Genomic DNA, 25145 nt, shown 5'->3' on the forward strand with positions numbered 1-25145 from the left:
CAGAAAGAGTTCCGCGATGCGTACAGAAACCGGCCAGACATTCCGTCTCGAAGATTACCGCCCGACACCTTACGCGATACCGGAAACAAAGCTCGACTTCACGCTGGAGCCAGAGAAAACCGTTGTCCGTGCCGAGCTGACAATCGAGCGCCGTCCGGGCACCGCGCCCGGCACGCCGCTGGTCCTCGATGGCGACGAACTCAAGCTCGTCAGCATTGCCATCAACGGCACCCCGCTTGCTGATAATAGTTATGTCGCAACACCCGATCTCCTGACCATCAGCGATCTGCCGGAAGGTGAGCGCTTCACGCTGGAAATCGTCACCGCCGTCAATCCGACGACCAACCGGCAGCTTTCAGGGCTTTATCGCAGCAGCAGCGTCTATTGCACGCAATGCGAGGCCGAAGGCTTCCGTCGCATCACCTATTATTATGACCGCCCTGACGTGCTTTCCGTCTATACGGTGCGTGTCGAAGCCGACCGTGATGCCGCGCCGATCCTGCTTTCCAATGGCAATCCGGTAGAAAACGGAACGACAAAAGGCAGCGCCAACCGGCATTTTGCGGTGTGGCATGATCCGCATCCCAAGCCGTCTTATCTCTTCGCGCTTGTTGCCGGTTCGCTCGGCGTTGTGAAGGATCATTTCACAACCGCTTCCGGTCGCCCGGTTGATCTCGCCATCTATGTCGAACACGGCAAGGAATCGCGCGCACTTTACGCCATGGACGCGCTGAAGCGCTCCATGCGTTGGGATGAGGAAAAGTTCGGGCGCGAATATGATCTCGACGTCTTCAACATTGTCGCCGTGTCGGATTTCAACATGGGCGCGATGGAGAACAAGGGGCTCAATGTCTTCAACGACAAATATGTGTTGGCCGATCCCGAAACTGCGACCGATGTGGACTATGCCGGTATCGAGGCTGTCATCGCACACGAATATTTCCACAACTGGACCGGCAACCGCATCACCTGCCGCGACTGGTTTCAGCTTTGCCTCAAGGAAGGGCTGACCGTCTATCGCGATCATGAATTCTCCGCCGATCAACGCTCGCGTCCGGTAAAGCGCATCGCCGAAGTGAAGATCCTGAAGGCGCAGCAGTTTCCAGAAGATGGCGGCCCTCTCGCCCATCCGGTGCGACCGCGCGAATATCGCGAGATCAACAATTTCTACACGGCAACCGTCTATGAAAAAGGCTCGGAAGTCGTCCGCATGATCCGCACGATCATCGGGCCAGACCTATTCCGCAAGGGTATGGACCTCTATTTCGAGCGCCATGACGGCGATGCTGCCACCATCGAAGATTTCATCAAGGTTTTTGCCGACGTTTCCGGGCAAGATTTCGCGCAATTCGCGCTCTGGTACGATCAGGCAGGCACACCGCGAGTGGATGCGGATTTCGAATACAATGCGACGGCTGAAACCTTCACAATCCGCCTGCGTCAGGCGCTGGCGCCAACACCCGGCCAGTCAGTGAAAAAGCCGATGCATATTCCGATTGCTTTCGGCCTCATCGGCCCGGACGGCAAAGATATGAAGCCGACTTCCGTTGAAGGCGGCGATGTGCATGACAATGTCATTCACCTGCACCACTCATCGGAGACCATTGTTTTCCACGGCATCAAGGCGCGTCCGGTTCCCTCGCTGCTACGCGGCTTTTCCGCGCCGGTCAATCTGACCTCGCCGCTTTCCGAAGAGGACCTGACATTCCTCGCATTGAATGACAGCGATCCGGTTGCACGCTGGCAGGCCATGAACAGCATTCTCACCCGCACCCTGCTCGAGGGCGCCAAGCGCGTTCGTGGCGGCCATAAGCCGGAGCTGAATGCTAAGGTGGTGGAACTGGTCGGTCGCGTCGCATCCGACGAGACACTTGATCCGGCGTTCCGCGCGCTCTGCCTGAGCTTGCCAAGCGAAAGCGATGTGGCCCGTGAAATGGGCGATAATGTCGATCCCGACGCCATCCTTGCCAGCCGGGATCACCTGATCGCCGCTATTGCATCGGCCTATGCGGGTGATTTCGCCCGGCTATATGACGGACTCAAGCAGACTGGCGCTTTTACCCCCGATGCGGAAGCGGCAGGCAAGCGCGCCTTGCGCAATGCGCTGCTGGATTATCTGAGCCGCCACGAAGGCAACCAGCGTCGTGCCGCCCTGCAATATGCGGGAGCCGACAACATGACCGACCGCTTTGCGGCGCTGACGGTTCTCGTTCACCGCTTCGGCGATACGGATGAAGCGCGGGAAGCGCTCTCCAGCTTCGAACAGCGTTTCGGCGGCGACGGGCTTGTCATGGACAAGTGGTTCAATGTTCAGGCCACCCGCCCCGGCGAACACGCACTGAAAACCGTGCGCCAGCTTGCCGTCCACCGCCTGTTCTCGCTCGACAATCCAAACCGCGTGCGCTCGCTGATCGGCTCCTTCTCGGCGTCGAACCCGACCGGTTTCAATCGCAAGGACGGCGCGGCCTATGTGTTCTTCGCCGAGACGATCCTCGCTATCGATCCCGAAAACCCGCAGCTCTCTGCGCGGCTTCTGACGTCGATGCGGTCCTGGCGGTCGCTGGAAGAAACGCGGCGTGAACATGCCCGCGCGGCCCTCGCCCGCATATCGGGCGTGCCCAAGCTTTCAACCGACCTGCGCGACATCGTGGATCGTACTCTCGCCTGATTCGCGGGCGACAATCGAAGCAACCTGATTCGCTCCTGCCAGCTGCCCTTCTGCGGCTGACAGGGTGAACAGCTATGCGCTTTCGCCCTGCTCTGGCACGCTTCGGAAGCGACCAGGTTTTTCATGAGTCTTTTCATGGATTTAAGCGCGTCGGCTAAGGAACTGATTCCGGATAAAGGCTTGAGATTCATAAGAAAATCAACGTCGGCGACTGGCCTTTTTTACGTCTCGTTAACGAAATCGCTGGACAGCGCGAATCACTTTTGATTCATTGAATGTATTCGGAGGTGGCGTATTCCGAATCACTTCACTCGCAGGCATTTCACGAGGGACCATCAGATGGCGAGCACCGACGCGTATGGCGCGCCGGCGGGGACGCATTGCGAATCCGGTCGGAAGAGAAGGAAAGGCAAGGTCTCGGGCCATGTCCGTCTTCTCGCGGGTCCGGCCTATGGCAAATTCATCTCGATGGAGCCCATTCTGCGCCGCCTCGTTCCCGCGCTGATCATCATTTTTCTTGTCATTCTCGGTGTCGCCCGCGTGTTTTCCATGCTGGCCTGGCATGACGACATTGAACAGCAGCACAAGGCTTCGCTGTCGGCAGCGACTGCCAATCTGGCGCAGATGATCGAGCGCGTGGCAAACGGCACCAGCGCAGGCGCGCAGGTTTCCGCCAAGGACTTGCAGGATACCATTGCCGAGTTTCGCTCGCGCGGCCTCTCATCGTCCGGCATGACAGTTGCCATCGTTGACGGCCAGTCGTCGGTGGTCGCAGCTTCCGGCCCACTCTCCGATTTATCCGGCAAGCCGATTGATACGATCCTGTCGGAAGCGCAGCCGCTGTTCCTCTTTGCCGAACGCGCAGGTGTGCTGAAAATTCTCCTGCAAGGCGAAGCGGCCTATGGCGCTTTGTCCAAGCCGCTGACAGCGCCTTATTCCATCATCGCGACGGAAGCGGAGAATACGATCTTTGCCGAGTGGCGTCGCGCCGTCTCGCTGAATGTCACGCTCTTTGCTGGCACCACCGGTGTCATGTTCGCCATTCTTTACGCCTATTTCAGTCAGGCGGCGCGGGCCCGCGAAGCCGACGACCTTTCCAATCAGATCCAGCTCCGGATTGATCTCGCCATGGCGCGCGGACGCTGCGGTCTCTGGGACTGGGACATGGCGCGCGGGCGCATCTACTGGTCCCGCTCCATGTATGAAATGCTGGGCTATGAAGCGCAGGACGCAGTGCTGCCGTTCAGCGATGTCGCGGCAATCATCAATCCGGAAGATGGCGACCTCTATTCCCTCGCCGAGCAGGCGGCGGCTGGCGACTTTTCTCACGTGGACCGCGTGTTCCGCATGCGTCATGCGGATGGATCGTGGGTCTGGATGCGTGTGCGTGCCGATATTGCGGCTGAAGGCGACTTGCATCTGGTCGGCATCGCCTTCGACGTCAGCGAGCAGCACCGCTTTGCGCAAGCGACGGCGGAAGCCGACATGCGCATCCGCGAAGCCATTGAGAACATCTCGGAAGCCTTCATTCTGTGGGATGCCAACAACCGTCTGGTGATGGCGAATTCCAAGTTCAGCGAATATGCCGGCCTGCCGGTCTGGACACTGAAGCCGGGTGTACCACGCAACGAAGTTGACGCTCATACGCGCCCATTCACCTTTGAACGCCGCATGGCCAACGAACACAATCGCGCAGGCGGGCAGACTTTCGAACGCCAGCTCAGCGATGGTCGCTGGCTACAGGTCAACGAACGCCGCACGCAGGATGGCGGTCTGGTTTCCATCGGCACCGACATCACCCAGCTCAAGCTGCATCAGGAACGTCTGGTGGATAGCGAACGCCGTCTCATGGCGACCATTCACGATCTGTCGATTGCCCGTAAGGGTGAGCGCGACCGTGTGCGCGAACTGTCCGAGCTGGCCCGTAAATACGGTCAGGAAAAGGAACGCGCCGAAGCGGCCAACCGTGCCAAGTCGGAATTCCTCGCCAATATGTCCCATGAGCTACGCACGCCGCTCAATGCGATCATCGGCTTTTCGGAGATGATCCAGGCGGGCACCTTCGGACCGCTCGGCTCCGACCGCTACGAGGAATATATCAACGACATTCACACCAGCGGTAACTTCCTGCTGAACGTCATCAATGACATTCTCGACATGTCGAAGATCGAAGCCGGTCATTTCTCGCTCGACCGCGAGCAGATCGATCTTTGCCCGCTCATCAATGAGACGGTGCGCATGATTTCACTGCAAGCCGATGAGAAGAACATTACGGTCGAAACGCGGATCGAAGACGCCATGCAGCTCTATGCCGACCGCCGTGCGGTCAAGCAGGTGCTGATCAATCTCCTGTCCAACGCGGTCAAGTTCACGTCCCATAACGGACATATCACAGTGCGCGCCCGCAAGACCGGATCGGCCCTGTTCATGACCATTCAGGACACGGGCGTCGGTATTCCGAAGTCGGCTTTGAAAAAGATCGGCCAGCCGTTTGAACAGGTCGAAAACCAGTTCACCAAAACCCATAGCGGGTCAGGCCTCGGCCTCGCCATCACCCGCTCGCTGGCGGAACTGCATGGCGGTTGGCTGCGCATTCGCTCGACCGAGGGCGTCGGCACGGTGGTTGCGGTCAGCATACCTGACCGCAAGGCCGTGCAGATCAGCGGGCACAGTACCGCAATCCACGCGGCTTAAAATTAAGCGCTTACAAGCTTTTCAAAACTCGCGCGGACTTCCTTCGCCAGTTCGGTCAGATGATGTTCAACGCGCTTGATATCCGGCATATCGGCAGCGCGGCAGAGAAGATCAATCATACCCGGAATGAACTCGTCTCGCGGCGCATCGCTGCCGAGGCATAAGCGAATGGTCTGGCTCAAATTCGTATAAAGCCGATGCGCTTCGACCATACTGTCGGCGAGCGCGGGTTCGGCATAGGCCGGGTCGAGCGAGCCAAGAACCTCTTCCGTTCCCAGCGGGCGCGGCTTCTTGGTAACGTTCCCAACCAGAACCGCGAATTGCGCGATGAATTCCAGATCGACAATGCCGCCGGGCTTCAGCTTGAAATCCCAGTCATCACGCGGCGGCTTTTCCTGATAGATCAGGTCGCGCATTTCGCGCACGTCCTTGGCGATCTTCTTCACGTCACGGGGTGCTGACAGCACCTCGTCGATCTCCGCCGTGATATGCGTAATAAAGCTCTCGTCGCCATGGATCGGGCGTGCCCGCGTGAGCGCCATATGCTCCCAGGTCCAGGCCTCTGTCCGCTGATACTTGCCGAAGGACTCGATATGAGTTGCGACAGGCCCCTTGTTTCCCGAAGGGCGCAAACGCATGTCGACTTCATAGAGCACACCTTCCGCCGTCGGTGCGGACAGAGCGGCGATCAGGCGTTGCGTCAGGCGAATATAATATTGCGACGGAGCGAGCGGCTTTTCACCGTCAGATTCATCGGCATCCGTGTCGTGATCGTAAAGCAGGATCAGATCGACATCGGAACCCGCAGTTAGCTCACGACTGCCGAGCTTGCCCATGGCGAGCAGCGCCGATTTCGCGCCTTTGACCTTGCCGTGGCGACGCTGCAATTCGGCTTCAACAGCCTCAAATGCCTTACCGATCATCAGCTCAGCCAGATCGGAAAAAGCGCGCCCGGCGCGCACACCGTCAATCGCGCTCGTCAACAGGCGAATGCCGATGAGGAAACGATGCTCTGCCGCGAAGATGCGCAGCCGATCCAGCACTTCCTCGTAGTCCGTCGCGGCTCCGAGAAAGACGCGCAGCCGTTCTTCCAGATAGGAGCGGGTCGGCATCTCTGAAAAGATTGCCGGGTCTAGCAGACCGTCGAAAACATGCGGATTGCGCGTGATGATTTCGGCCAGCCGCGGCGCGGCGCTCATGATCATCACAAGCAGATTGAGCAGGCGCGGATTGGACTGAAGCAGGCTGAAAAGCTGGATGCCCGCTGGAAGCCCTTGCAGGAAACTGTCGAAACGCAACAGCGACTCATCGGCGCGCTTGGTCTCGGCGAAGGCATTGAGGAGCGCAGGCGTCAATTCGGTCAGGCGCTCGCGCGCTTCCGCCGACTGGGTGGCGCGATAGCGCCCGAAATGCCAGGTGCGGATAACCCGGCAGATGTCGCTGGGGCGCTCATAGCCCATGGCTGCGAGCGTTTCCAGCGTACCCGGATCATCCACATCGCCGGTGAAGACGAGATTGCCCGTCGATGTGCCGAGTTCCGGCGCCTGCTCAAAAAGCGCCGCATAGTGCTTTTCAACGATCTTGAGCGCGTCGAGGAAAACCTCCGAGAACTCAGCCGCATCGGCATAGCCCATCATATGAGCGACACGGGCAAAGCCTTCATCGTCCTCGGGAAGAATATGGGTCTGTTCGTCGGCGATCATCTGGATGCGGTGTTCCACATCGCGCAGGAAGTAATATTCCTTCGCCAGCGCATCGCGCGCCTTTTCCGTGATCCAGCCGCGCTCTGCCAACTGGCCCAGCATCGGCACAGTCTGATTGCCGCGCAGCTCCGGGAAGCGCCCGCCAGCAATCAGCTGCTGGGTCTGGACGAAGAACTCGATCTCGCGGATACCCCCGCGCCCGAGCTTCACATTGTGACCGTGAACGGCAATGTCGCCGTGGCCCTTATGGGCGTGGATTTGCCGCTTGATCGAATGAACATCGGCAATCGCCGCATAATCGAGATATTTGCGCCAGACATAAGGAGAGAGTTCCGCCAGCACCTGACGACCGGAGGCACGATCACCGGCGACGGGTCGCGCCTTGATCATGGCGGCGCGCTCCCAGTTCTGGCCGCGCCCTTCGTAATAATGCAGCGCAGCGCCAACGGGAATCGCAAGCGGCGTCGACCCCGGATCAGGACGCAAGCGAAGATCGACGCGGAAGACATAGCCGTCCGCCGTGCGGTCCTGGAGGATACGGACAAGCCGCCGTGTCAGGCGCGAAAACGTGTCAACGCATTCATAAGGATCGCCGATGGCCGGTTTGGTTTCGTCGATAAAGACGATCAGGTCGATATCGGAGGAATAGTTCAGTTCGCGCGCGCCGAATTTGCCCATGCCCAGCACGATCCAGCCGCAGTCCTTGTCGGGCTTGTTGCGGTCGGGCAGATTGATTTTCCCAGCCGCATCCGCATCGCGCAGCAAAAAGCGCACGGCAGCGCCGGTGCAGGCTTCAGCCAGTTCTGTCAGCCAGCCGGTGGTGGCTTCCGTATTGAAAATCTGGGCCAGATCGCAAAGCGCGATCAGCACATGCGCTTCGCGTTTGAAGCGGCGCAGATCGGTCATGAGCGATGCTTCGCTCGCGCCCTCCTCCATGCCGCAGAGCGAAACCGTCGCGAGAATGTCGTGCAACGCGGTTTCGGGCGAAGCAGAAACGATGCGGCTCAGAATAGACGGATGCCGGGTCAGCGCTTCGCGAATGAACGGCGACAGATCGAGCACCGCCGACAGGAAGGCCGAAGCCTTCTTCTTTTCCAGCAGAGCGACGACATCTGACAGTTCGTCCTCACGGGACCGCTCTATCAGGTCGGCGAGGAAGGATCGCGCCCGATCAGGATCGAGCGGCGTCAGCGCACAAAGGTCTCTCTCGAAAAACAGTTCCTTTGTATCGTCAGCCGCCATGATCCCCTCTTACATTTTGCTATTTCACCTCGCCATGCGGCAACGGAAACTCCAGAACGGCACGCAATCCCGGTTCGTTGCTTTCAAGACGAAGCGCGCCACCGTGCAACTTCATGACCGCCTTGGCAAGACTCAAACCGAGGCCGGAACCCGGCTGTGTGCGGCTTTCCTCAAGACGGACGAAACGTTCTGTCGCCTGTTCGCGTTTTTCCTCCGGAATGCCCGGCCCGTTATCGGCAACGATGATCCGCACCCAGTTGGCGTCGCGCTCCATGGCAAGCGACACATTGGCCTCGCGCTCCTCGCCACCGGCATATTTGATCGCATTGTCCACGAGATTGGAAACCGTCTGACCAACCAGTTCGCGGTTGATATGCAGCACCACCTCGTCCAAGGCACCAAGCGTCAGCTTTACATTTGCATCTTCGGCAACCGGTTCGTACATTTCCGCCACATCCCGCACGATGGGCGCGACGGGCAAATCTTCGAGATTTTCCGCCGAATAACCGGCTTCCAGACGCGAGATCATCAGGATCGCGTTGAAGGTGCGGATCAGCTGATCCGACTCACTGATGATATCTTCAAGCGCCTCGCGATATTCGGGGCCGGCCTTCTTGCCAGCCAAAGCTTCCTCGGCGCGGTTGCGCAGACGAGTGAGCGGCGTCTTGAGATCGTGGGCAATATTGTCGGAAACCTGCTTCAGTCCTTCGTTCAGCTCCAGTATCCGCCCGAGCATCACGTTGAGATTGCCTGATAGACGGTCGAACTCATCGCCGGAACCGTTGACCGGCAAACGTCCGGTCAGGTCACCATCCATGATGCGCTGCGAAGCCTTGGACACGTCATCGATACGCTTCAAGGCGCGACGTCCGACAAAGAGCCAGATCAGCAGCGCGCCTGCACCCATGATGCCAAGCGCCAGCATCAACGAGCTACGGATGATATCGCGAAACCGCTCCGGCTCGCCGAGATCACGCCCAACCAGCAGACGCATGCCGTTCGGCAGAGCAATCACCACGGCGACGGCGCGGTGGTCGCTTTCCGTCCCCTGCTCACCATAGCGCTTATAGACGAAGGCCCGCTCGACAATGCCATCCGTGTCCAGCACGCCGGGCTCTACGCTTTCGACATTGCCCGCCAGAATGCGCCCCGATGGATCGGCAACCAGATAGAGATAGGCGCCCGGCTGGCGCGAACGATAGTCTATGCTGCGCACAAGCTGCGGAATACCGCCGCGCGCATAGCTCTTGCCAATGCTCGCCACTTCTTCACCCAGCGCCTGTTGTGTCTGGGCAGTGAGAATCGAAGCCGACAGATTGGTCATGTAGAAGACCAAAGCGACAGCGCCGACGACAAAGAGAAGCAGATAAAGAGCCGACAGACGCACCGCCGTGGTGCGCATAAGCGCAGAAAACCGACCCATCAGTCCACCTTGGCGGCGGTCTGTTTTGTACGCCCGGCCTTCAACATGTAACCGGCGCCGCGCACCGTGTGCAGTAGCGGGCCGTCAAAGCCCTTTTCGATCTTGGAGCGCAGGCGCGAAATATGCACGTCGATCACATTGGTCTGGGGGTCGAAGTGATAATCCCAGACATTTTCAAGCAGCATGGTGCGGGTCACAACCTGACCGGCATGACGCATGAGATATTCAAGCAGACGGAATTCACGCGGTTGCAGCGTGATGTCAACATCCTGACGGCGCGCGGTATGCGCTAGCCTGTCGAGTTCGAGATCGCCGACGCGATAAATCGTGTCGGCCTCGCGTGGGCTGGAACGGCGCTGCAACACCTCCACACGCGCGAGAAGCTCCGAAAACGCATATGGCTTGGTCAGATAATCGTCGCCACCGGCACGCAGGCCCGTCACGCGGTCATCCACTTCACCGAGCGCCGATAGAATCAGCACTGGCGTTTCCATGCCCTTGGCACGCAGGCCAGCCACAACGGAAAGCCCGTCGCGCTTCGGCAGCATGCGGTCAACGACCAGCACGTCATAAGTACCGTTTTCGGCCAATGTGTAGCCGGTCTCGCCGTCACCGGCGATATCTGCCGAATGCCCGGCTTCGCTGAAAGCTTTCTCCAGATAACGAGCAGCTTCGCGGTCATCTTCAATAACGAGAATTTTCATGGCGCCACTTATAAATTACATTCGGAGATAAAGCACATCCCGAAAAGTGTAAGACGGTTTTCGGATAAGATGTGCGCAAACAAAAACTTAGAGCGCAGATCTGATACAATCAGATCGAAACGCGCTCTAAGATGATGCCAGGCAGTTACCCGCCTGGCATCCAGTTCATCAAAAGTCGCTGCGGATGCCGGTCATCAACCCTGATCGATCGGCAGGGCCACGAAGCGGCTCTGATCATTGCTCTGCAGTTGCAGCAGCACAGCCTTGCGACCCGACTTGGAGGCTTCGCTAATGGCGCTGTTGATATCCTTGGCAGTCTTCACAGCCTGATTGTTGACGCTGACGATGACATCGCCGGAGCGCACACCACGATCAGCGGCATCGCTATCGGGATCGACGTCGGTAACCACAACACCGGTGCCATCTTCCGAAGGCGTGACGGTCAGGCCGTAGCTGTCGAGCGTTTCATTCTGCTGGCTGCCCTTGCCTTCATCAGTCGCGCCACCGGCCTGCTTCAGATCCTGCGGCATGGCTTCGATGGTGATGCTGATTTCTTCAGCCTTGTTCTTGCGCCAGACGCTGAGTGCAGCCTTTTCGCCCGGATTGATACCGGCAACCTTACGGGCCAGATCACGCGGATCCTGAACCGGCTCACCATTCACGGCGGTAATCACGTCACCGGACTGAATGCCAGCCTTGGCTGCAGGACCATCCTTCTGCGGCGAAGCGACGATTGCGCCCTTTTCTTCGGCCAGACCAAGCGAAGCGGCGATATCCTTCGTCACCGGCTGTATCTGCACACCGATCCAGCCGCGTTCAACCGAGCCCTTCTTGATGAGCTGATCGACGACCTGCTTTGCGGTGCCCGACGGGATTGCGAAGGCGATGCCGACGCTGCCGCCCGACGGCGAGAAGATGGCGGTGTTGATACCGACGACCTGACCGGACAGGTTGAAGGCCGGACCACCCGAATTGCCCTTGTTGACGGCCGCATCGATCTGGATGAAGTCGTCGTAAGGACCAGCGCCGATGTCACGGCCACGGGCCGAAACAATACCCGAAGTCACCGTACCGCCGAGACCGAACGGATTGCCGACTGCGACAACCCAGTCGCCGACGCGAACCTGATTGTCATCGCCGAAAGCGACATAGGTGAACTTGCGCTTGGCATCATCGACCTTCAGAACGGCAAGGTCGGTGCGTGGATCAGTACCGATCAGCTTGGCGTCGAGTTCGGTGCCGTCATCCATGACGACGCTATAGGCGTCACCGTCGGAAACGACGTGGTTGTTGGTGACGACATAACCGTCTTCAGAGATGAAGAAACCGGAACCCTGTGCATATGGGCGTTCATGACCCGGACGGCCAGGACGCTTGCCGGGACCGCGATCAGGACGTGCACCCGGACGCGCATCGCCACGTGGCGGCTCCATGCCGAAATCACGGAAGAAGCGCTTGAGCGGATGATCGTCGGGAAGCTGGTCGAAACCACGCGATCCGAAATTCTGACCGCCGCCGCTATTGTCTGCGTCCTGCACATTCTTCTTCACGGTCACGCTGACAACAGCCGGACGTACCTTTGCCACCAGATCGGCAAAGCCGACAGTCTGCTGCGGCGGCGTCACCTGAACGGCTTCCGCACGCGCATCATTGAGCGCGCCAAGCGGGCCAGTCGCAACGAACGCGCCGGCAAGGGCAGCGCAAACTGCGACAGCTGCAACGCTCTTGCGATAATGGGAAGTGCTAGCTCTGGACATCTATTTCTCCTTACGAGCGGTAATCCGGCCTTCGCTCTCGTCTTGGGAAACGAGGCCCTGTAATTCCTTTATAGAGCGCAAGATAGTTAGAGCTACCTTACCGCTCAATTTCCGCAACATGAAAGTTTCGTAAGGTTCACCGTGAGCGAGGGAGAAAATCGCTCGTAAATATCGAAAACTATTTATTATTCAGAAGACGGGCGAGTTCTGCTTTTTCGCTTTCAGAAAGCGGCTGCGCTGCTTCGCCGAGCCTTCGTCGTCCACGAAACGCAAAGACAAGCGCCACAGCGCCGATCACAAGCACAATGACCGGGAAACCCCAAAGCAAAACGGTGCGGGCCGACAGGCGCGGCTTCAACAGCACGAACTCACCATAACGGGCGACGACAAAGTCCAGCACCTGAGCGTCCGTATCGCCTGCCTTCAGACGATCGCGGACGAGAAGACGCAGATCGCGGGCAAGCTCCGCATTCGAATCATCGATGGATTCGTTCTGGCAGACCATGCAGCGCAATTCGCCGGAAATGGTGCGGGCGCGCTTTTCAAGCACCGGATCGGGCAGAACCTCATCCGGATTGACGGCAAAGGCTGCCGTGCCCTGCAATACCAGAGCAATAGCGAGAGCACACATGACAAAGAGTTTGCGCATCTTCATGCTGCAGCCTCCGCTTCCTGCGACGTGGTCTTTCGCTTGGACGCGGGTGCGCCAACACGCAAACGGCGGTCGGCGAGCGAAAACAGGCCGCCCAGCATCATGACCAATGCGCCATACCAGATCAGCGTCACCTGCGGCTTCCACCAGATACGGACAACCACCGAACCGTCACCCGGCTCGTCGCCAAGCGCCACATAGACCTGACTGAACCAGAGCGTGCGAATGCCCGATTCTGTCGTCGGCATCTGGCGTGCGGGGAAAAAGCGCTTGGATGGCTCTATCCGGCCAAGATCGCGCGCGCTCGAATCGAGCAGCGTGAACGTGCCGCGATTTTCTGTGAAGTTCGGACCGGTCAAAGGCCGAAGCCCTTCGAACCGCAATGTGTAGTCCTGAACTTTAACCGTGTCGCCTGCACGCATGATGAGTACATTTTCGGTGCCGAAGGTCGTCACGCTGACAATGCCGAGCAGCGTCACACCAAGACCGATATGCGCCAGAGCTGTTCCGAAAACCGAGCGCGGCAGGCCCTTGAAACGGGCCCATGCTTTCGTTGCCGAAACCTTGCCGATACCAGCCTTCTGCACCAGATCGGTGAGGCTGCCGAAAATCAACCAGGCAGCGAGACCCACGCCGCAAGCCGCCAGCAGCGATTTTGCCGAAGTGGTCCAGAGCACGATACCGGCAGCCACCAGCGCCAGAGCGAAAGCCGTCATCAAGCGCTGGGAAACGCCGTAAAGGTCGCCGCGCTTCCATGCGAGAAGCGGACCAAACGGAACCGCACACAAAAGCGGAATCATCAGCGGGCCAAATGTCATATTGAAGAACGGTGCGCCAACGGAAATCTTTTCGCCGGTCATGACTTCAAGCAGCAGCGGATAAAGTGTGCCGATCAGAACAGTCGCGGCGGCAGTGGTCAGGAACAGGTTGTTGAAGACCAGTGCCCCTTCCCGCGAGATTGGATGGAAAATGCCACCCGCCGTCAGGCTTTGCACGCGAAGGGCAAACAGCGACAAAGAACCGCCGATGAAAATGGCGAGAATGGCAAGAATGAAAAGCCCACGACCGGGATCGGTCGCAAAACTGTGTACCGAAGTCAGCACGCCCGAGCGGACGAGGAAAGTTCCAAGCAGCGACAGCGAGAAGGTCAGGATCGCCAGCAGGACTGTCCAGATTTTGAGCGCCGAGCGCTTTTCCATGACCAGCGCGGAATGCAGCAAGGCGGTGCCGACCAGCCAGGGCATGAAGGACGCGTTTTCAACCGGATCCCAGAACCACCAGCCGCCCCAGCCAAGCTCGTAATAGGCCCAGTAGGAACCCATCGCGATACCGCCGGTCAGGAACGTCCATGCGACCAGTGTCCACGGGCGCACCCAGCGCGCCCAGGCCGCATCAAGACGACCTTCCAGAAGGGCCGCAACCGCAAAGGAAAAGCAGACCGAAAAGCCGACATAACCGAGATAAAGCAGCGGCGGATGAATGGCGAGGCCGATATCCTGCAAGATCGGATTGAGATCGCCGCCTTCCATTGGAGCCGGAAGAATGCGGGTGAACGGGTTCGACGTGAAGATGATGAAGGCCAGAAAGGCCACGCCGATCCAGCCCTGAACGGCCAGAACATTGGCGCGCAAAGTTTCAGGCAGGTTGCCGGAAAATGCTGCGACCAACGCGCTGAAAAGCGTCAGGATGAACACCCACAACAGCATGGAGCCTTCGTGGTTTCCCCAAACGCCGGTGATCTTGTAGAGGAGCGGCTTTTGCGAATGCGAGTTTTCGACGACATTCAGCACAGAGAAATCCGACACGACATAAGCGTGAACCAGAACCGCTGAAGACAGGCAGACCAGCGCGAAGACTGCAATCGCCGTTGGCACGGCCACCGACATAAGCTGCGTGTCGCGTCGGCGCGCACCGATAACCGGCACGACCGACTGAACAATCGACAGAGCCAGCGCCAGCACCAGCGCGAAATGGCCGATCTCGACACTCATAGGCAGTCTCCCGATCTATCCAAACGCTCACGCATGGTTATTTGCCCTCCCAGACGCCTTTGGCTTTCAGGCTGTCGGCAAGGTCTTTTGGAACATAATTTTCGTCGTGCTTGGCAAGCACGTTGTCGGCGCGGAACACGCCGTCCTGTCCGAAACGCCCTTCAGCCACCACACCCTGCCCTTCGCGGAACAGGTCTGGCGGAATGCCTTCAAACACCACTTTCACGGTCTTGATCGTATCGGTGACCGTAAAGTACAGCTCACTGCCATCGCGCCTGACCGAGCCCTCCTCAACCAGACCGCCAAGGCGGAAGCGCGAGCCCGAGGTCAATTCCTGCTCCGTCAGGTCGGCGGGCGTGCGGAAGAACCGGATGTCCTGATTGAAGGCCATCAGCATCAGCCCCACCGCCACGGCCAGAACCGCCAGCGCGCCTCCGATCAGTATAAGGCGCTTGCGTTTTCTCTGGCCAATTGTTCGGGCAAGACTGCTGGCCGGCTTTGGCTTGCGTGCGTTTTCTTCTGCGGTCGCGCTCATTTTTGTGCCTCTAAGCCCAAGCCGGATGCGAAACTGCGAAGCTCGGTCCGCTGTTCTTCCGCAAGGGCGGTCATGCCCCGGTTCAGGGCATCAAGCGCCGCATCGCGGCGATGCAGGATCATATAGGACCGCACGAGACGCTTCCAGCCTTCGACATCCCCACTATTCTGGCGAAGACTTTCATCCAGACGTTGAACCATACCCTCGATCATGGCCTGACGATCTTCCGCCGACAGAGACGAGGCCGCCTCGACATCGTCGGATGACGGGCCATTTTGCTGGGTCGGCTGATTGTCCGAAGGATTGCTCAGCCGCGCGATAGCCTGCTCGACCTGACCACGCCAGGGAGCATCGGCTGGAGCCTTGTCCAGAAGTGTCTTGAGACGGGCAATCGCAGCATCCGGGCGGCCATCCTGCATCTCGCCTTGCGCAAGATAGAACTGCGGACGCGGATCGTTTGGCTCAAGCTCAACTGCCTTGTTCAGAAACGACTCTGCCTCGGCAGTGATCGTGCCGCCTGAAACGGCGGCAAGCCCTTCCGCCAGACCCAGCAGGCGCGGGAAATTTTCACCGTCGATGCGGATGGAAGAACGATAGGCATTCACCGCATCAGCCGGGCGACCAAGACGCATGTAGATCGGCGCCAGCACGTCCCAGCCGCGTGCATCATCAGGATTTTTCGCCAGATGCGCTTCCGCCCGTGCCACGAGTTCATCGACCGAACCGCGATCAGGATTATCGGAGAGACGCCCGGCAAGCGGCATGGACGGCACGTCCGGCTTGCCAAACAGCGGATAGACGCCCCATGCGATCAGCGGCACGGCCAGTACGGCGATGAGTGCCAGAACGCGGCCTGAACCCGCAGACTGCGCTGCGCTCGCGGCGTCCTGGCTTTCTTTTTCGGCGCTCAGAATACGACGGGAGATTTCAATCCGTGCCTGTTCGGCGCTTTGCGCATCGATCATGCCACGGGCGGCATCTGCTTCGACTTCGCGCAGCTGATCGCGATAGACCTCAAGATCATTCTTTTCGGCAGGCAAAAAAGCCTGCTTGCGCCGCGTGAGAGGCAACAAGACAGCCAAAGTGGCTGCTAACGTCAGTAATGCTGCAATCAACCAAAATCCCATGGCTACGACTTAAGCGTAGGCATGGGAAAAACCAACCAATACCTGTCACAACTGGCCGCCTAGGGCAATTCGCCGCAAAGGCGTGCTCGCGGTTCCAATGGTCTGTTTGCGACAGATCAGGTCAGCGGTGTCCAGCTGCCGTCCGTATTGCGGCAGGCAGTGCCGCGCACGGTTTGCTGCGAACCGCCAATGTCGAAAGTATGCGAATATTGGCGGCAGTTCTGTGAGCCGACCTGATAAGGCTGCGCCGCCGTCACATCACCGGAATTCGACCCGGCGCTCCACGAAACGGCTTTGCCCGCCGGAGAATATTCGAGAGCGCGATATTCAGCTTCCAGCGCCTTTCTCCGGTCGCCCGGGCTGAGCTGGTTTGCCGTATTGCCGAGTAGGCCGTTGCCCAGAGATGCGAGCAGGCTCGATTCCGGCTTCGCTGACGATGACGAACCGCCCAGCGACGTCAGCCCTCTGCCACCGCCCGATGTCCCGCATGCCGTCAAGACCATCGACAGGGCAACCAGGGTTGGAACAACCACAGCCGGAGAAGAAAACCTGAATTTCATCATCATAACAAACCGGCCCTCATGAACCAATGAGCTTGCATATTATCGCATCATGCGCTCTATAAATGTCAGCTTCTTAGAGCATTTTCAGCAAAAGTGCGAAATCGTTTTGCATACGCAAATGCTAAAAAGCAAAGACATCGCTTTAACTTAAATCGCAACCTTAATCTTCCGCAAGCGGCAACACGGTACGAACGCGCAAGCCTCCCATCGGACTTTTGTCCAGATGCAGCTGCCCGCCATATTCGCGAACCGTATCCTGCACGATGGCAAGACCAAGACCCGTCCCCGGCTTGGTTTCGTCCACGCGGCTGCCGCGTTTCAACGCTGCCTCGATCTTGTCAGCCTCTAGTCCCGGCCCATCATCCTCGATCGCGATTTCGAACTGCCGCTGGGCATCCGAGGCTGACCTCACAGTAATACTGACACGGCGCCCCGCCCATTTTCCCGCATTTTCCAAAAGATTGCCGACGATTTCCTCAAGGTCTTCCTTTTCGCCAGCGAAGATCGCGTGCGGGAAATCATTGCGCAAGCTGACATGGAGTGCAGGGTTAAGCTTGGCAGTTACGCGATGCATGCGCTCCATCACCGGCGCGACAGAAGTGCGGAAAACCACGCTGTCCCGCTGCGCTGCAATGCGCGCGCGTTGCAAATAGTGCTGGATCTGCACCTGCATGGCCTCGCTCTGCTCCTGCACGACGCGTCCCTGATCGCCGCCAATGGTGCGACCTTCATTGACAAGCACGGAGAGCGGCGTCTTCAGCGAATGGGCGAGATTGCCAACCTGCGTTCTGGATCGTTCAACGATTCGGCGATTGTTTTCGATCAGCGCATTCATTTCGCGGGCAAGCGGCGCGATTTCCATCGGCAGCGAGGCATCGAGCTTCGATGAGCGTCCCTCGCGAATATCGGTAAGCGCCTGACGCACCTTATCCAGCGGGCGCAAACCGAACAGAATGATTGCCGCATTGATCAGGATACTGCCGATGCCGAACACCGCCAAATATGCGGCGAGCTTTGTCTTAAAATCGGAAATCTCATTCATGACTTCGCTGAGATTGCCCATCACGCGGAAACGGGCCACGCGGCCAGAATTATCCAGCACAACTTCCGTTTCGACGATGGAAAGCTCTTCGCCGTTAAGCCCCGGCAAGGAATAGCTGCGCATGAAGGAACTGTCGAAAGGCGCCTGTGTTATCGGCATTTCCGGGACGATACGTCCAATCAGCGATGGCGATTCCAGCTTCCCGCTCATATTGGGTGCGATCGGGTCTACCGACCAGTACCAGCCGGAAAGTGGGCTGGAATAGCGCAATTCGCCCAGCTCCGGTCGTCCCTGAAGCACACCTTCCGCCGAAACGCTGACAGCGCCGACGAGGCTGAACAGATGCGCGGTGAGAAGCCGTTCGAAATTGCTGCGGGCGGCATCGCTGTAAAGCGACCCGATGAGGGTAGCGACCACCACCAGTGCCGCAATCACCCATAGCGTCGACAATGTGACAACGCGAACGGCGAGAGAGCGGAGCGATGGGATGACGCGAAAACGCTTCAGTTGTCGTTCCCCTTCGGATCAGCGCCTGCATCGGAGCGCATACGATAGCCCATGCCGCGTACGGTCTCGATGAGATCAACGCCCATCTTTTTGCGGAGGCGCCCGACGAAAACTTCAATCGTATTGGAATCGCGATCGAAATCCTGATCGTAGAGATGCTCCACCAGTTCCGTGCGGGAAACCACCTCGTCCATATGATGCATCAGGTAGGACAAAAGCCGATATTCATGCGAGGTCAGCTTCAGCGATATGCCATCGACACTGGCCTTGGAGGTCTTGGTGTCGAGATGCAGCGGGCCGCAGACCATCTCCGACGAGGCATGTCCGGCAGCACGGCGGATGAGCGCACGAAGCCTGGCAAGAACTTCCTCAATATGAAAAGGCTTGGCGACATAATCGTCCGCACCGGCATCGATACCGGCAACCTTGTCGCTCCAGCGGTCACGGGCGGTGAGCATGAGGACAGGCATGGCGCGCCCGTTGCGACGCCAGCGTTCCACAACGCTGATGCCGTCGATATGCGGCAGGCCGATATCGAGAATCACCGCATCATACGGTTCCGTATCACCCAGAAAGTGGCCCTCTTCGCCGTCATAGGCGCTATCGACCACGTAACCTGCGGCAACCATCGCATCGGAAAGTTGCCGGTTCAGGTCCTTGTCGTCCTCAACAATCAGGATACGCAAGCGGGCTGTCTCCCTTCAACGGATCATAAGCAACGGAAAAGCCGGTCTGCCCATGACAATGCAAACCGGCTTCAAAACCCATGCCGGGAATTTTTATCGATTGGGCACAGCCACTTCGACGCGGCGCGGACGTTCGCCGTCGCGGCCCGGAACGAGCACGACGACAACACAGACCGGCGCGCCGTTCTGGGTAGAAGGCGTGGCCTTGGCAAGTTGCCCGCCTTGTTTGGCGGCAACCTGTTCGCCCACGGCGGCACAGTCACCGGCAGCCGCAATCAGAAGATTGGAGGTCTGCGGCGCAGCAATCGGCATGGCGCCAGCATCGACAATGCCGCCGATGGGCAACAAGCCAAAACTCACCGCGAGAAGCGCGAAAACTTTGAGTGCAGAGTTCTTTTTCATCATGCCGCCTTATATAGCGCACGACAGCTGAACGATGCATGAACAGGCTGTTCTCGCTATAGACCTTAAAGGATAATTTCCCCTTGCTATCACGCTTTGTGAAATTATGAAATGCGCGAAGTTGCCTTGATGCGACCGAATATCGTAACAATTCCGGCGATTGCAGCGGCCAGTTGCAGTAAAACATCCGTTAGCGCAACTTGATCGATATCGCTGTCTGCGACCCCAAAAGCCCCCGCCAGCCCTAGAATAATCGAGACTAGCCCCGCCCAGACGGTGCGGGAAAGATACCAGCCCTTGTCGTCTGTCATTTTGTTTCTCCAAGAAATTATAAGCCAGCCGCCAGATTGAGTACAGCCATATCACCGGCTCCGATTTTTGTGCTGACCATCGCAACCCGCAGTTCAAACGCGCCGACGCCCACGTCGGCGGTGCGAATCGCTTTGGCATAAATCCACACCGGGCAGTTTCCTGCTCGCGCCGCACAGCGGCACCTGACGCTACCATTAACCGGAGCTAGGCAAAGGCTCGGCGCGAGAGAGCTTCTCTGCTTCCTCCGCTAAACCCAAAATTCTTCAAAAGATTAAGAATGTTACATTGTTAAACGCGTGTATCAGAACAACAGACGATCCGCATGATAACGCTGCATTCTGCCCAGTCTGCAGAAGAATACATATCGCACGAAGAGAGTATCACACCATAACAAGTTTTGGAGGATAACTTAAAATACCTCAGCTGAGTTCTCAAACGAGGCATAGTTGCTGGCATCTTTAAGAGCCTGAATCATAATGAATGTAACGATATCAGGTCCTTGCGATCCGTCGTGTGAGTAAGCGTATATTTGCGATGTAAATCCACGCTTCAGAAGAAGCGATGTTTTTCTCGAAGTCTTTGGCCAGTCTGCGACACCTTCCCAGCCATGCAAATGTGCGCTCGACAACCCATCGGCGCGGGAGGACTTCAAAACCTTCAGCGTGATCGGACCGCTTGACGATTTCCAGTGTAAACTTCCCGACCTTTTCTAACCTGCCTTTGAGTTTTGGTCCTGCATATCCGCCGTCAGCAAAGATATGCCGTAACCATGGCCACCGTTTGAGAATGGTTTTCAAGACATCCGGCGCACCATCTCTGTCCTGAATGCCCGCCGAATGGATCACGAGACCAACCATCAAACCCAGTGTATCAACCACAATATGACGCTTGCGTCCGTTGATCTTTTTCCCAGCATCAAAGCCCCGTATTCCGCCACTTTCCGTCGTTTTCACCGACTGGCTATCGATCACACCAGCTGTTGGACTAGGCTGCTTATCCGCCAACTCGCGTGCTACCATAACAAGCGTGTTGTTGATTGCGCTCAGTGTCCCTTCATCCCGCCATCGATAAAAGTATTTCTGTACCGTGGAAAACGGCGGAAAATCCGTTGGAAGAAGCCGCCAGGTGCCGCCTGAAGAGGCTATATAAAGAAGCGCGTTCACCACTTCACGCAGGTTCGTCTTTCGAGGGCGTCCAAGGCGGTTGGACCCTGGCATCAGGGGCTCAATAATCAACCATTCGGCATCCGTTAAATCAGTTGCATAACGCCAATTGCGACGGTCATACTGTCGGCGAGCGGTTTCAGTCCAGACCATCGTGATCTCCATCGTATGTCAGAAATCCGATTGAATCATAACCTACTGAAATCGCTCAACCCTTTTTGGAACAGGCTCTAAGACCATCAGCTGCGATTATCTTCCAACTTTATTCACACATTGCCGTTCATGCCGTTTTTGTCAGAAGGGACATGCAGCAGAGATGGGGGTGCTTGCCGCTTTATGAAGCACTTGAGAAGCCCCAGCGTCCACCAAGCAGAAAAACTGGCTGACGCCGATCCCATTAACATCAGTTCGGTTTTATCAAATGTTAGCGTGAGGCCAAATGAGTTAGCAATTCTAACTGCAACGGCCCCGCCAAAAATCACCCCACATATTACACCAACGACCAAGCGAGCGACCATTTCGCGTCTACTTCGGGGAAAAGTATAGACAAGTGAGACCACCGCCCCTGCAACTGCACCTGTCACTTTGGCAAACCATGGCGATGCCATGGCAAAAACAAGCATATCGTTCAAATTGCTCATGAGAATCCCCAATATTGATCAAGCTCCTGGAGCTTCCACACTCTTGACGAGCGCTACGCGACGGGTGGCCGATATCTGCAACGGACGGCAGGAGCTCATTTTATGCTGGAGGCCTGCGGTGCCACACACCCAAAACAAAAAACCCCGCTAGCAAGTGCGCCTGCGAGGTTACAAATCTTTAGATCCCGTTAGCTCCGGGCATTCATCCATCAGGGCCAACACTTCTTCGACCCTGACTAAAGGCTACATAAATACCGTTACGCAGTCAAGGATTATATTCCTATTTTTGTTGACATGGTTCAGTTTGACATTTGAGCCGTTACGAAAAGATGAGCGCAAACTGAGTACCTGTTTCATCGGCGGGACAAATAATGGCATTAAAAATTATCTGGCAACTTCATGTTTCAGCGTTCTTTTCACGATTGCCACTTAATTTTTGCTCGTCTGTCGGCTGGCAACCAAACGTCAACTTCCACCCACTAGGCTCGTGGCCTATTAGTTTGCTATATTATAAGAGCAAGTTCACTGTATTTCCCGATCCTCTAGTGCCGAAGTCAGAGTTTATGCGTCATACGGCAGACAAAGATTCCGGAAAAAAGCAGCGGAAACCCTTCCGGGTTTCACGCCTGATTGGACTCGACGCCTGGATCGATTCAGGCTTGTACAATCTGCATTTCCGTCTGGGCGAATGGTGGGAAAACATCACCATCTTCTCGCGCCGCTTTCGCGTGCGCGGCTTCCGGCGCTTTGTTGTTGAGGTTCTGGACGAAGGTTTCACGCTCGGCGTTGCAGGTTCCGTGGTGCTCCTCATGCTGGCGTTGCCCGCTTTTGAGGAAACCAAGAAAGACTGGCGCGCGCAGGACGATTACGCCGTCACTTTCCTCGACCGCTACGGCAATGAAATCGGCCAGCGCGGCATTTTGCACCGTCAGGCCGTCCCCATCGACGAATTGCCGGATCATGTCATCAAGGCGGTTCTGGGCACCGAAGACCGCCGCTTCTTCGACCATTACGGCATCGATTTCTGGGGCTTGAGCCGCGCACTCAGCCAGAATATGCGTGCAAATGGCGTTGTGCAGGGTGGCTCGACCATCACCCAGCAGCTTGCAAAGAACCTGTTTCTTTCCAACGAACGAACGCTGGAACGCAAGATCAAGGAAGCCTTCCTCGCCCTGTGGCTAGAAAGCAATCTGAGCAAGAAGGAAATCCTGCAGCTCTATCTCGACCGCGCCTATATGGGTGGCGGCACATTCGGCATCGCAGCCGCTTCCGAATTCTATTTCGGCAAGAACATCAAGGATGTCTCGCTCGCCGAAGCTGCCATGCTGGCAGGCCTGTTCAAGGCGCCTGCCAAATTCGCGCCGCATGTCAATTTGCCTGCCGCGCGTGCACGCGCCAATGTCGTCTTGTCGAATATGGTTGAAAGCGGCTTCCTGAGCGAAGGTCAGGTCGCCGTTGCGCGTCGTCATCCAGCAACCGTTATCGACCGCGCCAAGAATGAAAGCCCCGATTATTTCCTCGACTGGGCCTTCGATGAGGTCAAGCGCGTCGCGGGGCAAATGCCGCAGCACACGCTGATCGTTCGCACCACGCTGGACAGCAATATCCAGCGTGCAGCAGAGGAATCGCTCGAATATCACCTGCGCCAGTTCGGCAAGGAATATAATGTGGCGGAAGCTGCAACCGTCGTTCTCGCCAATGATGGTTCAGTGCGGGCGCTTGTCGGCGGGCGCGATTATGGCGAAAGCCAGTTCAACCGCGCCACCCGGGCTTTGCGTCAGGCAGGGTCGTCCTTCAAGCCCTATGTCTATGCAGCGGCGATGGAAAAGGGCCTTACGCCCAATACAATCGTTTCCGATGCGCCGGTCAGCTGGGGTAACTGGTCACCGCGCAACTATGGCCGCAGTTTTGCGGGCCGGGTCGATCTGACGACAGCGCTCGTGCGTTCGCTGAACAGCGTGCCCGTGCGTCTTGCGAAGGACTATCTGACAACCGCGCCGGTCGTGGCGCTGACCAAGGCTATGGGTGTGGAATCGCCGATCTCATCCCACAAGACGATGGTGCTCGGCACATCCGAAATGACGGTGATGGATCAGGCCACCGGCTTCAATGTGTTTCCAAATGCAGGCATGGCAGGCAATCGCCACGCCTTCACGCAGATCGTTTCTTCAGACGGTCGTGTGTTGTGGGATTTCAGCCGTGACGCGCCCAAACCGCACCGCGCTTTGTCGGAAAAAGCCGCCTTCGAAATGAATTCCATGCTGGTTCAGGTGCCGGAACGCGGCACGGGCCGCCGTGCAGCGCTGCCTATGACACGCGTTGGCGGCAAGACCGGCACAACGCAGAATTATCGCGATGCGTGGTTTGTCGGCTTCACCGGCAATTTCACGGCGGCAGTCTGGTTCGGCAACGACAATTTCACGCCGATGAAGGAAATGACCGGCGGTATTCTGCCTGCCATGGCTTGGCAACGCATGATGTCCTATGCGCATCAAAACGTCGAACTGAAGCCGATCCCCGGCGTGACGCCGCCCTTCCCCGCCCCACCAAAAAACCCGGCGCCACAGGTGGCCAACGCCAAGCCGGAAGAAACCATGGCCGCGCCGCCACGGGTTCTTTCACCGATGGCAACAAAGGTTCTCAAGGAGTTGCATGAGCGTTTCATGGCCGCACCGCCTCTGCCAAAGATTGCCGAGCGGACCAAGATTTCGGTACTTTGAGGATATAAGCTCGCAACCCATGCTTAAGACCATTCTCAAAGCCGCTTTTGTACTGGCGCTTGCGCTCGGCGGAGGCATTTTCAGCGTCCATTTCATTCTCGACCGTTTCAACGGTTTCGGGGAATTGCAGGTCGGCGCATGGACGGCGTTTCCCGACGATGGAACGGCCGATGCCGACCCCTATTCCCGCGCTCGCGCCGCCCGCAAGGCCTATCTGGCGCTTGGCACAGCCGAAGGCTTGCCTTTCTATGCGCGCCGCGACAGCAGCGGGCGCGACTTGCAGCGCGGCTGCACCTATCGCCTGACGGGAGCTACACCGCCAGCCCGGTTCTGGACTGTCTATCCGGCCACGCCCAACCTTAATCCCATTAAGCCGCGTGATGGCCTGCAGGCAGCGCTTCATTCGCAGGAAGCCCTGTATGATAGCGACGGCAGCGTTTCCATCACCATCGGTCCCGATGCCCGTACAGGAAACTGGCTGCCGGTGGAGGGCCAAGGCGGGCTGGTTCTCGTCATGACACTCTATGACACGCCCGCCGCAAGCTCGTCCGGCCTGTCCGATCTCGTCATGCCTGCCCTTGTTCGCACAGGGGACGATTGCCATGGATGACAA

At 57.8% G+C, this 25145-nt stretch carries 20 protein-coding genes; 4 read left to right on the top strand and 16 right to left on the bottom strand.

What is annotated here, in order from left to right:
• The first annotated feature begins 16 nt into the window (after window positions 1–16).
• Both pepN and ACTJKP_RS09530 read left to right on the top strand, forming a co-directional pair.
• A complete protein-coding gene (pepN, locus tag ACTJKP_RS09525) occupies window positions 17–2668 on the top strand; it encodes an aminopeptidase N (RefSeq protein WP_440630452.1) in 2652 nt (883 codons plus the stop codon).
• Between the two features lie 339 nt (window positions 2669–3007).
• Window positions 3008–5362 carry a PAS domain-containing sensor histidine kinase gene (locus ACTJKP_RS09530; RefSeq protein ID WP_440630453.1) on the top strand — a complete coding sequence of 785 codons (2355 nt, stop codon included), beginning with the start codon at window positions 3008–3010 and terminating at the stop codon, window positions 5360–5362.
• Window positions 5363–5364: 2 nt separating this feature from the next.
• Here ACTJKP_RS09530 and ACTJKP_RS09535 read toward each other — a convergent pair whose 3' ends face one another.
• The 16 genes from ACTJKP_RS09535 to ACTJKP_RS09610 all read right to left on the bottom strand — a co-directional run bounded on the left by ACTJKP_RS09535 (window position 5365) and on the right by ACTJKP_RS09610 (window position 21812).
• A complete protein-coding gene (locus ACTJKP_RS09535) occupies window positions 5365–8307 on the bottom strand; it encodes a bifunctional [glutamine synthetase] adenylyltransferase/[glutamine synthetase]-adenylyl-L-tyrosine phosphorylase (protein WP_440630454.1) in 2943 nt (980 codons plus the stop codon).
• 19 nt (window positions 8308–8326) lie between these two features.
• The gene (locus ACTJKP_RS09540; protein WP_176168360.1) at window positions 8327–9733 is read right to left on the bottom strand and encodes a sensor histidine kinase; all 1407 of its coding nucleotides are present in this window, start codon (window positions 9731–9733) and stop codon (window positions 8327–8329) included.
• Complete coding sequence (locus ACTJKP_RS09545) at window positions 9730–10434, bottom strand: response regulator transcription factor (protein WP_078340162.1); 705 nt, start codon at window positions 10432–10434, stop codon at window positions 9730–9732. Before ACTJKP_RS09545 ends, ACTJKP_RS09540 begins: the two co-directional genes overlap by 4 nt.
• Window positions 10435–10628: 194 nt before the next feature.
• Entirely contained in the window at window positions 10629–12191 is a 1563-nt protein-coding gene (locus ACTJKP_RS09550) for a Do family serine endopeptidase (protein WP_078340163.1), read from the bottom strand.
• Window positions 12192–12369: 178 nt separating this feature from the next.
• Window positions 12370–12846: a cytochrome c-type biogenesis protein gene (locus tag ACTJKP_RS09555; RefSeq protein WP_440630455.1), complete on the bottom strand. Its 477-nt coding sequence runs from the start codon at window positions 12844–12846 to the stop codon at window positions 12370–12372.
• Entirely contained in the window at window positions 12843–14834 is a 1992-nt protein-coding gene (locus ACTJKP_RS09560; protein WP_440630456.1) for a heme lyase CcmF/NrfE family subunit, read from the bottom strand. Before ACTJKP_RS09560 ends, ACTJKP_RS09555 begins: the two co-directional genes overlap by 4 nt.
• A 37-nt stretch (window positions 14835–14871) precedes the next feature.
• On the bottom strand, window positions 14872–15369 hold the full coding sequence (gene ccmE / locus ACTJKP_RS09565; protein ID WP_440630457.1) for a cytochrome c maturation protein CcmE: 498 nt from the start codon (window positions 15367–15369) through the stop codon (window positions 14872–14874).
• On the bottom strand, window positions 15366–16496 hold the full coding sequence (ccmI, locus tag ACTJKP_RS09570; protein ID WP_440630458.1) for a c-type cytochrome biogenesis protein CcmI: 1131 nt from the start codon (window positions 16494–16496) through the stop codon (window positions 15366–15368). The genes ccmE and ccmI overlap by 4 nt, the downstream gene beginning before the upstream one ends.
• A gap of 116 nt (window positions 16497–16612) precedes the next feature.
• Window positions 16613–17062 (bottom strand): hypothetical protein, encoded by a 450-nt coding sequence (locus tag ACTJKP_RS09575; RefSeq protein ID WP_440630459.1) that lies wholly within the window; start codon window positions 17060–17062, stop codon window positions 16613–16615.
• A gap of 157 nt (window positions 17063–17219) precedes the next feature.
• Window positions 17220–18551, bottom strand: coding sequence for an ATP-binding protein (locus ACTJKP_RS09580; protein WP_440630460.1), 1332 nt, complete (start codon window positions 18549–18551; stop codon window positions 17220–17222).
• Window positions 18552–18604: 53 nt separating this feature from the next.
• Window positions 18605–19294 carry a response regulator transcription factor gene (locus ACTJKP_RS09585; RefSeq protein ID WP_440630461.1) on the bottom strand — a complete coding sequence of 230 codons (690 nt, stop codon included), beginning with the start codon at window positions 19292–19294 and terminating at the stop codon, window positions 18605–18607.
• Window positions 19295–19387: 93 nt separating this feature from the next.
• Window positions 19388–19696, bottom strand: coding sequence for a hypothetical protein (locus tag ACTJKP_RS09590; RefSeq protein WP_078340170.1), 309 nt, complete (start codon window positions 19694–19696; stop codon window positions 19388–19390).
• Window positions 19697–19800: 104 nt separating this feature from the next.
• Window positions 19801–20007 (bottom strand): hypothetical protein, encoded by a 207-nt coding sequence (locus ACTJKP_RS09595; protein ID WP_440630462.1) that lies wholly within the window; start codon window positions 20005–20007, stop codon window positions 19801–19803.
• 17 nt (window positions 20008–20024) lie between these two features.
• Window positions 20025–20156 (bottom strand): hypothetical protein, encoded by a 132-nt coding sequence (locus tag ACTJKP_RS09600; protein WP_440630463.1) that lies wholly within the window; start codon window positions 20154–20156, stop codon window positions 20025–20027.
• 343 nt (window positions 20157–20499) lie between these two features.
• Window positions 20500–21324, bottom strand: a complete 825-nt coding sequence (locus ACTJKP_RS09605) for an IS5 family transposase (RefSeq protein ID WP_440630464.1) — start codon at window positions 21322–21324, stop codon at window positions 20500–20502.
• 113 nt (window positions 21325–21437) lie between these two features.
• Window positions 21438–21812 carry a DUF6107 family protein gene (locus ACTJKP_RS09610; protein WP_440630465.1) on the bottom strand — a complete coding sequence of 125 codons (375 nt, stop codon included), beginning with the start codon at window positions 21810–21812 and terminating at the stop codon, window positions 21438–21440.
• A 563-nt stretch (window positions 21813–22375) separates the two neighbouring features.
• Between ACTJKP_RS09610 and ACTJKP_RS09615 the strand changes: the two genes are divergently transcribed.
• Together ACTJKP_RS09615 and ACTJKP_RS09620 are read left to right on the top strand one after the other, a co-directional pair.
• Window positions 22376–24532 (top strand): penicillin-binding protein 1A, encoded by a 2157-nt coding sequence (locus ACTJKP_RS09615; RefSeq protein WP_440630466.1) that lies wholly within the window; start codon window positions 22376–22378, stop codon window positions 24530–24532.
• A 19-nt stretch (window positions 24533–24551) separates the two neighbouring features.
• The gene (locus ACTJKP_RS09620) at window positions 24552–25142 is read left to right on the top strand and encodes a DUF1214 domain-containing protein (RefSeq protein WP_440630467.1); all 591 of its coding nucleotides are present in this window, start codon (window positions 24552–24554) and stop codon (window positions 25140–25142) included.
• Window positions 25143–25145 lie beyond the last annotated feature (3 nt).

This window comes from Brucella sp. 22210, from assembly GCF_052045675.1.
Taxonomy (GTDB): domain Bacteria; phylum Pseudomonadota; class Alphaproteobacteria; order Rhizobiales; family Rhizobiaceae; genus Brucella.

Coding starts and splice junctions, on each gene's coding strand:
- ccmE (WP_440630457.1), bottom strand. CDS start 15,369: ATGAGCGCGACCGCAGAAGAAAACGCACGCAAGCCAAAGCCGGCCAGC.
- ccmI (WP_440630458.1), bottom strand. CDS start 16,496: ATGGGATTTTGGTTGATTGCAGCATTACTGACGTTAGCAGCCACTTTG.
- ACTJKP_RS09550 (WP_078340163.1), bottom strand. CDS start 12,191: ATGTCCAGAGCTAGCACTTCCCATTATCGCAAGAGCGTTGCAGCTGTC.
- ACTJKP_RS09555 (WP_440630455.1), bottom strand. CDS start 12,846: ATGAAGATGCGCAAACTCTTTGTCATGTGTGCTCTCGCTATTGCTCTG.
- ACTJKP_RS09605 (WP_440630464.1), bottom strand. CDS start 21,324: ATGGTCTGGACTGAAACCGCTCGCCGACAGTATGACCGTCGCAATTGG.
- ACTJKP_RS09535 (WP_440630454.1), bottom strand. CDS start 8,307: ATGGCGGCTGACGATACAAAGGAACTGTTTTTCGAGAGAGACCTTTGT.
- ACTJKP_RS09545 (WP_078340162.1), bottom strand. CDS start 10,434: ATGAAAATTCTCGTTATTGAAGATGACCGCGAAGCTGCTCGTTATCTG.
- ACTJKP_RS09595 (WP_440630462.1), bottom strand. CDS start 20,007: ATGACAGACGACAAGGGCTGGTATCTTTCCCGCACCGTCTGGGCGGGG.
- ACTJKP_RS09530 (WP_440630453.1), top strand. CDS start 3,008: ATGGCGAGCACCGACGCGTATGGCGCGCCGGCGGGGACGCATTGCGAA.
- ACTJKP_RS09575 (WP_440630459.1), bottom strand. CDS start 17,062: ATGATGATGAAATTCAGGTTTTCTTCTCCGGCTGTGGTTGTTCCAACC.
- ACTJKP_RS09560 (WP_440630456.1), bottom strand. CDS start 14,834: ATGAGTGTCGAGATCGGCCATTTCGCGCTGGTGCTGGCGCTGGCTCTG.
- ACTJKP_RS09620 (WP_440630467.1), top strand. CDS start 24,552: ATGCTTAAGACCATTCTCAAAGCCGCTTTTGTACTGGCGCTTGCGCTC.
- pepN (WP_440630452.1), top strand. CDS start 17: ATGCGTACAGAAACCGGCCAGACATTCCGTCTCGAAGATTACCGCCCG.
- ACTJKP_RS09610 (WP_440630465.1), bottom strand. CDS start 21,812: ATGAGCAATTTGAACGATATGCTTGTTTTTGCCATGGCATCGCCATGG.
- ACTJKP_RS09590 (WP_078340170.1), bottom strand. CDS start 19,696: ATGAAAAAGAACTCTGCACTCAAAGTTTTCGCGCTTCTCGCGGTGAGT.
- ACTJKP_RS09615 (WP_440630466.1), top strand. CDS start 22,376: ATGCGTCATACGGCAGACAAAGATTCCGGAAAAAAGCAGCGGAAACCC.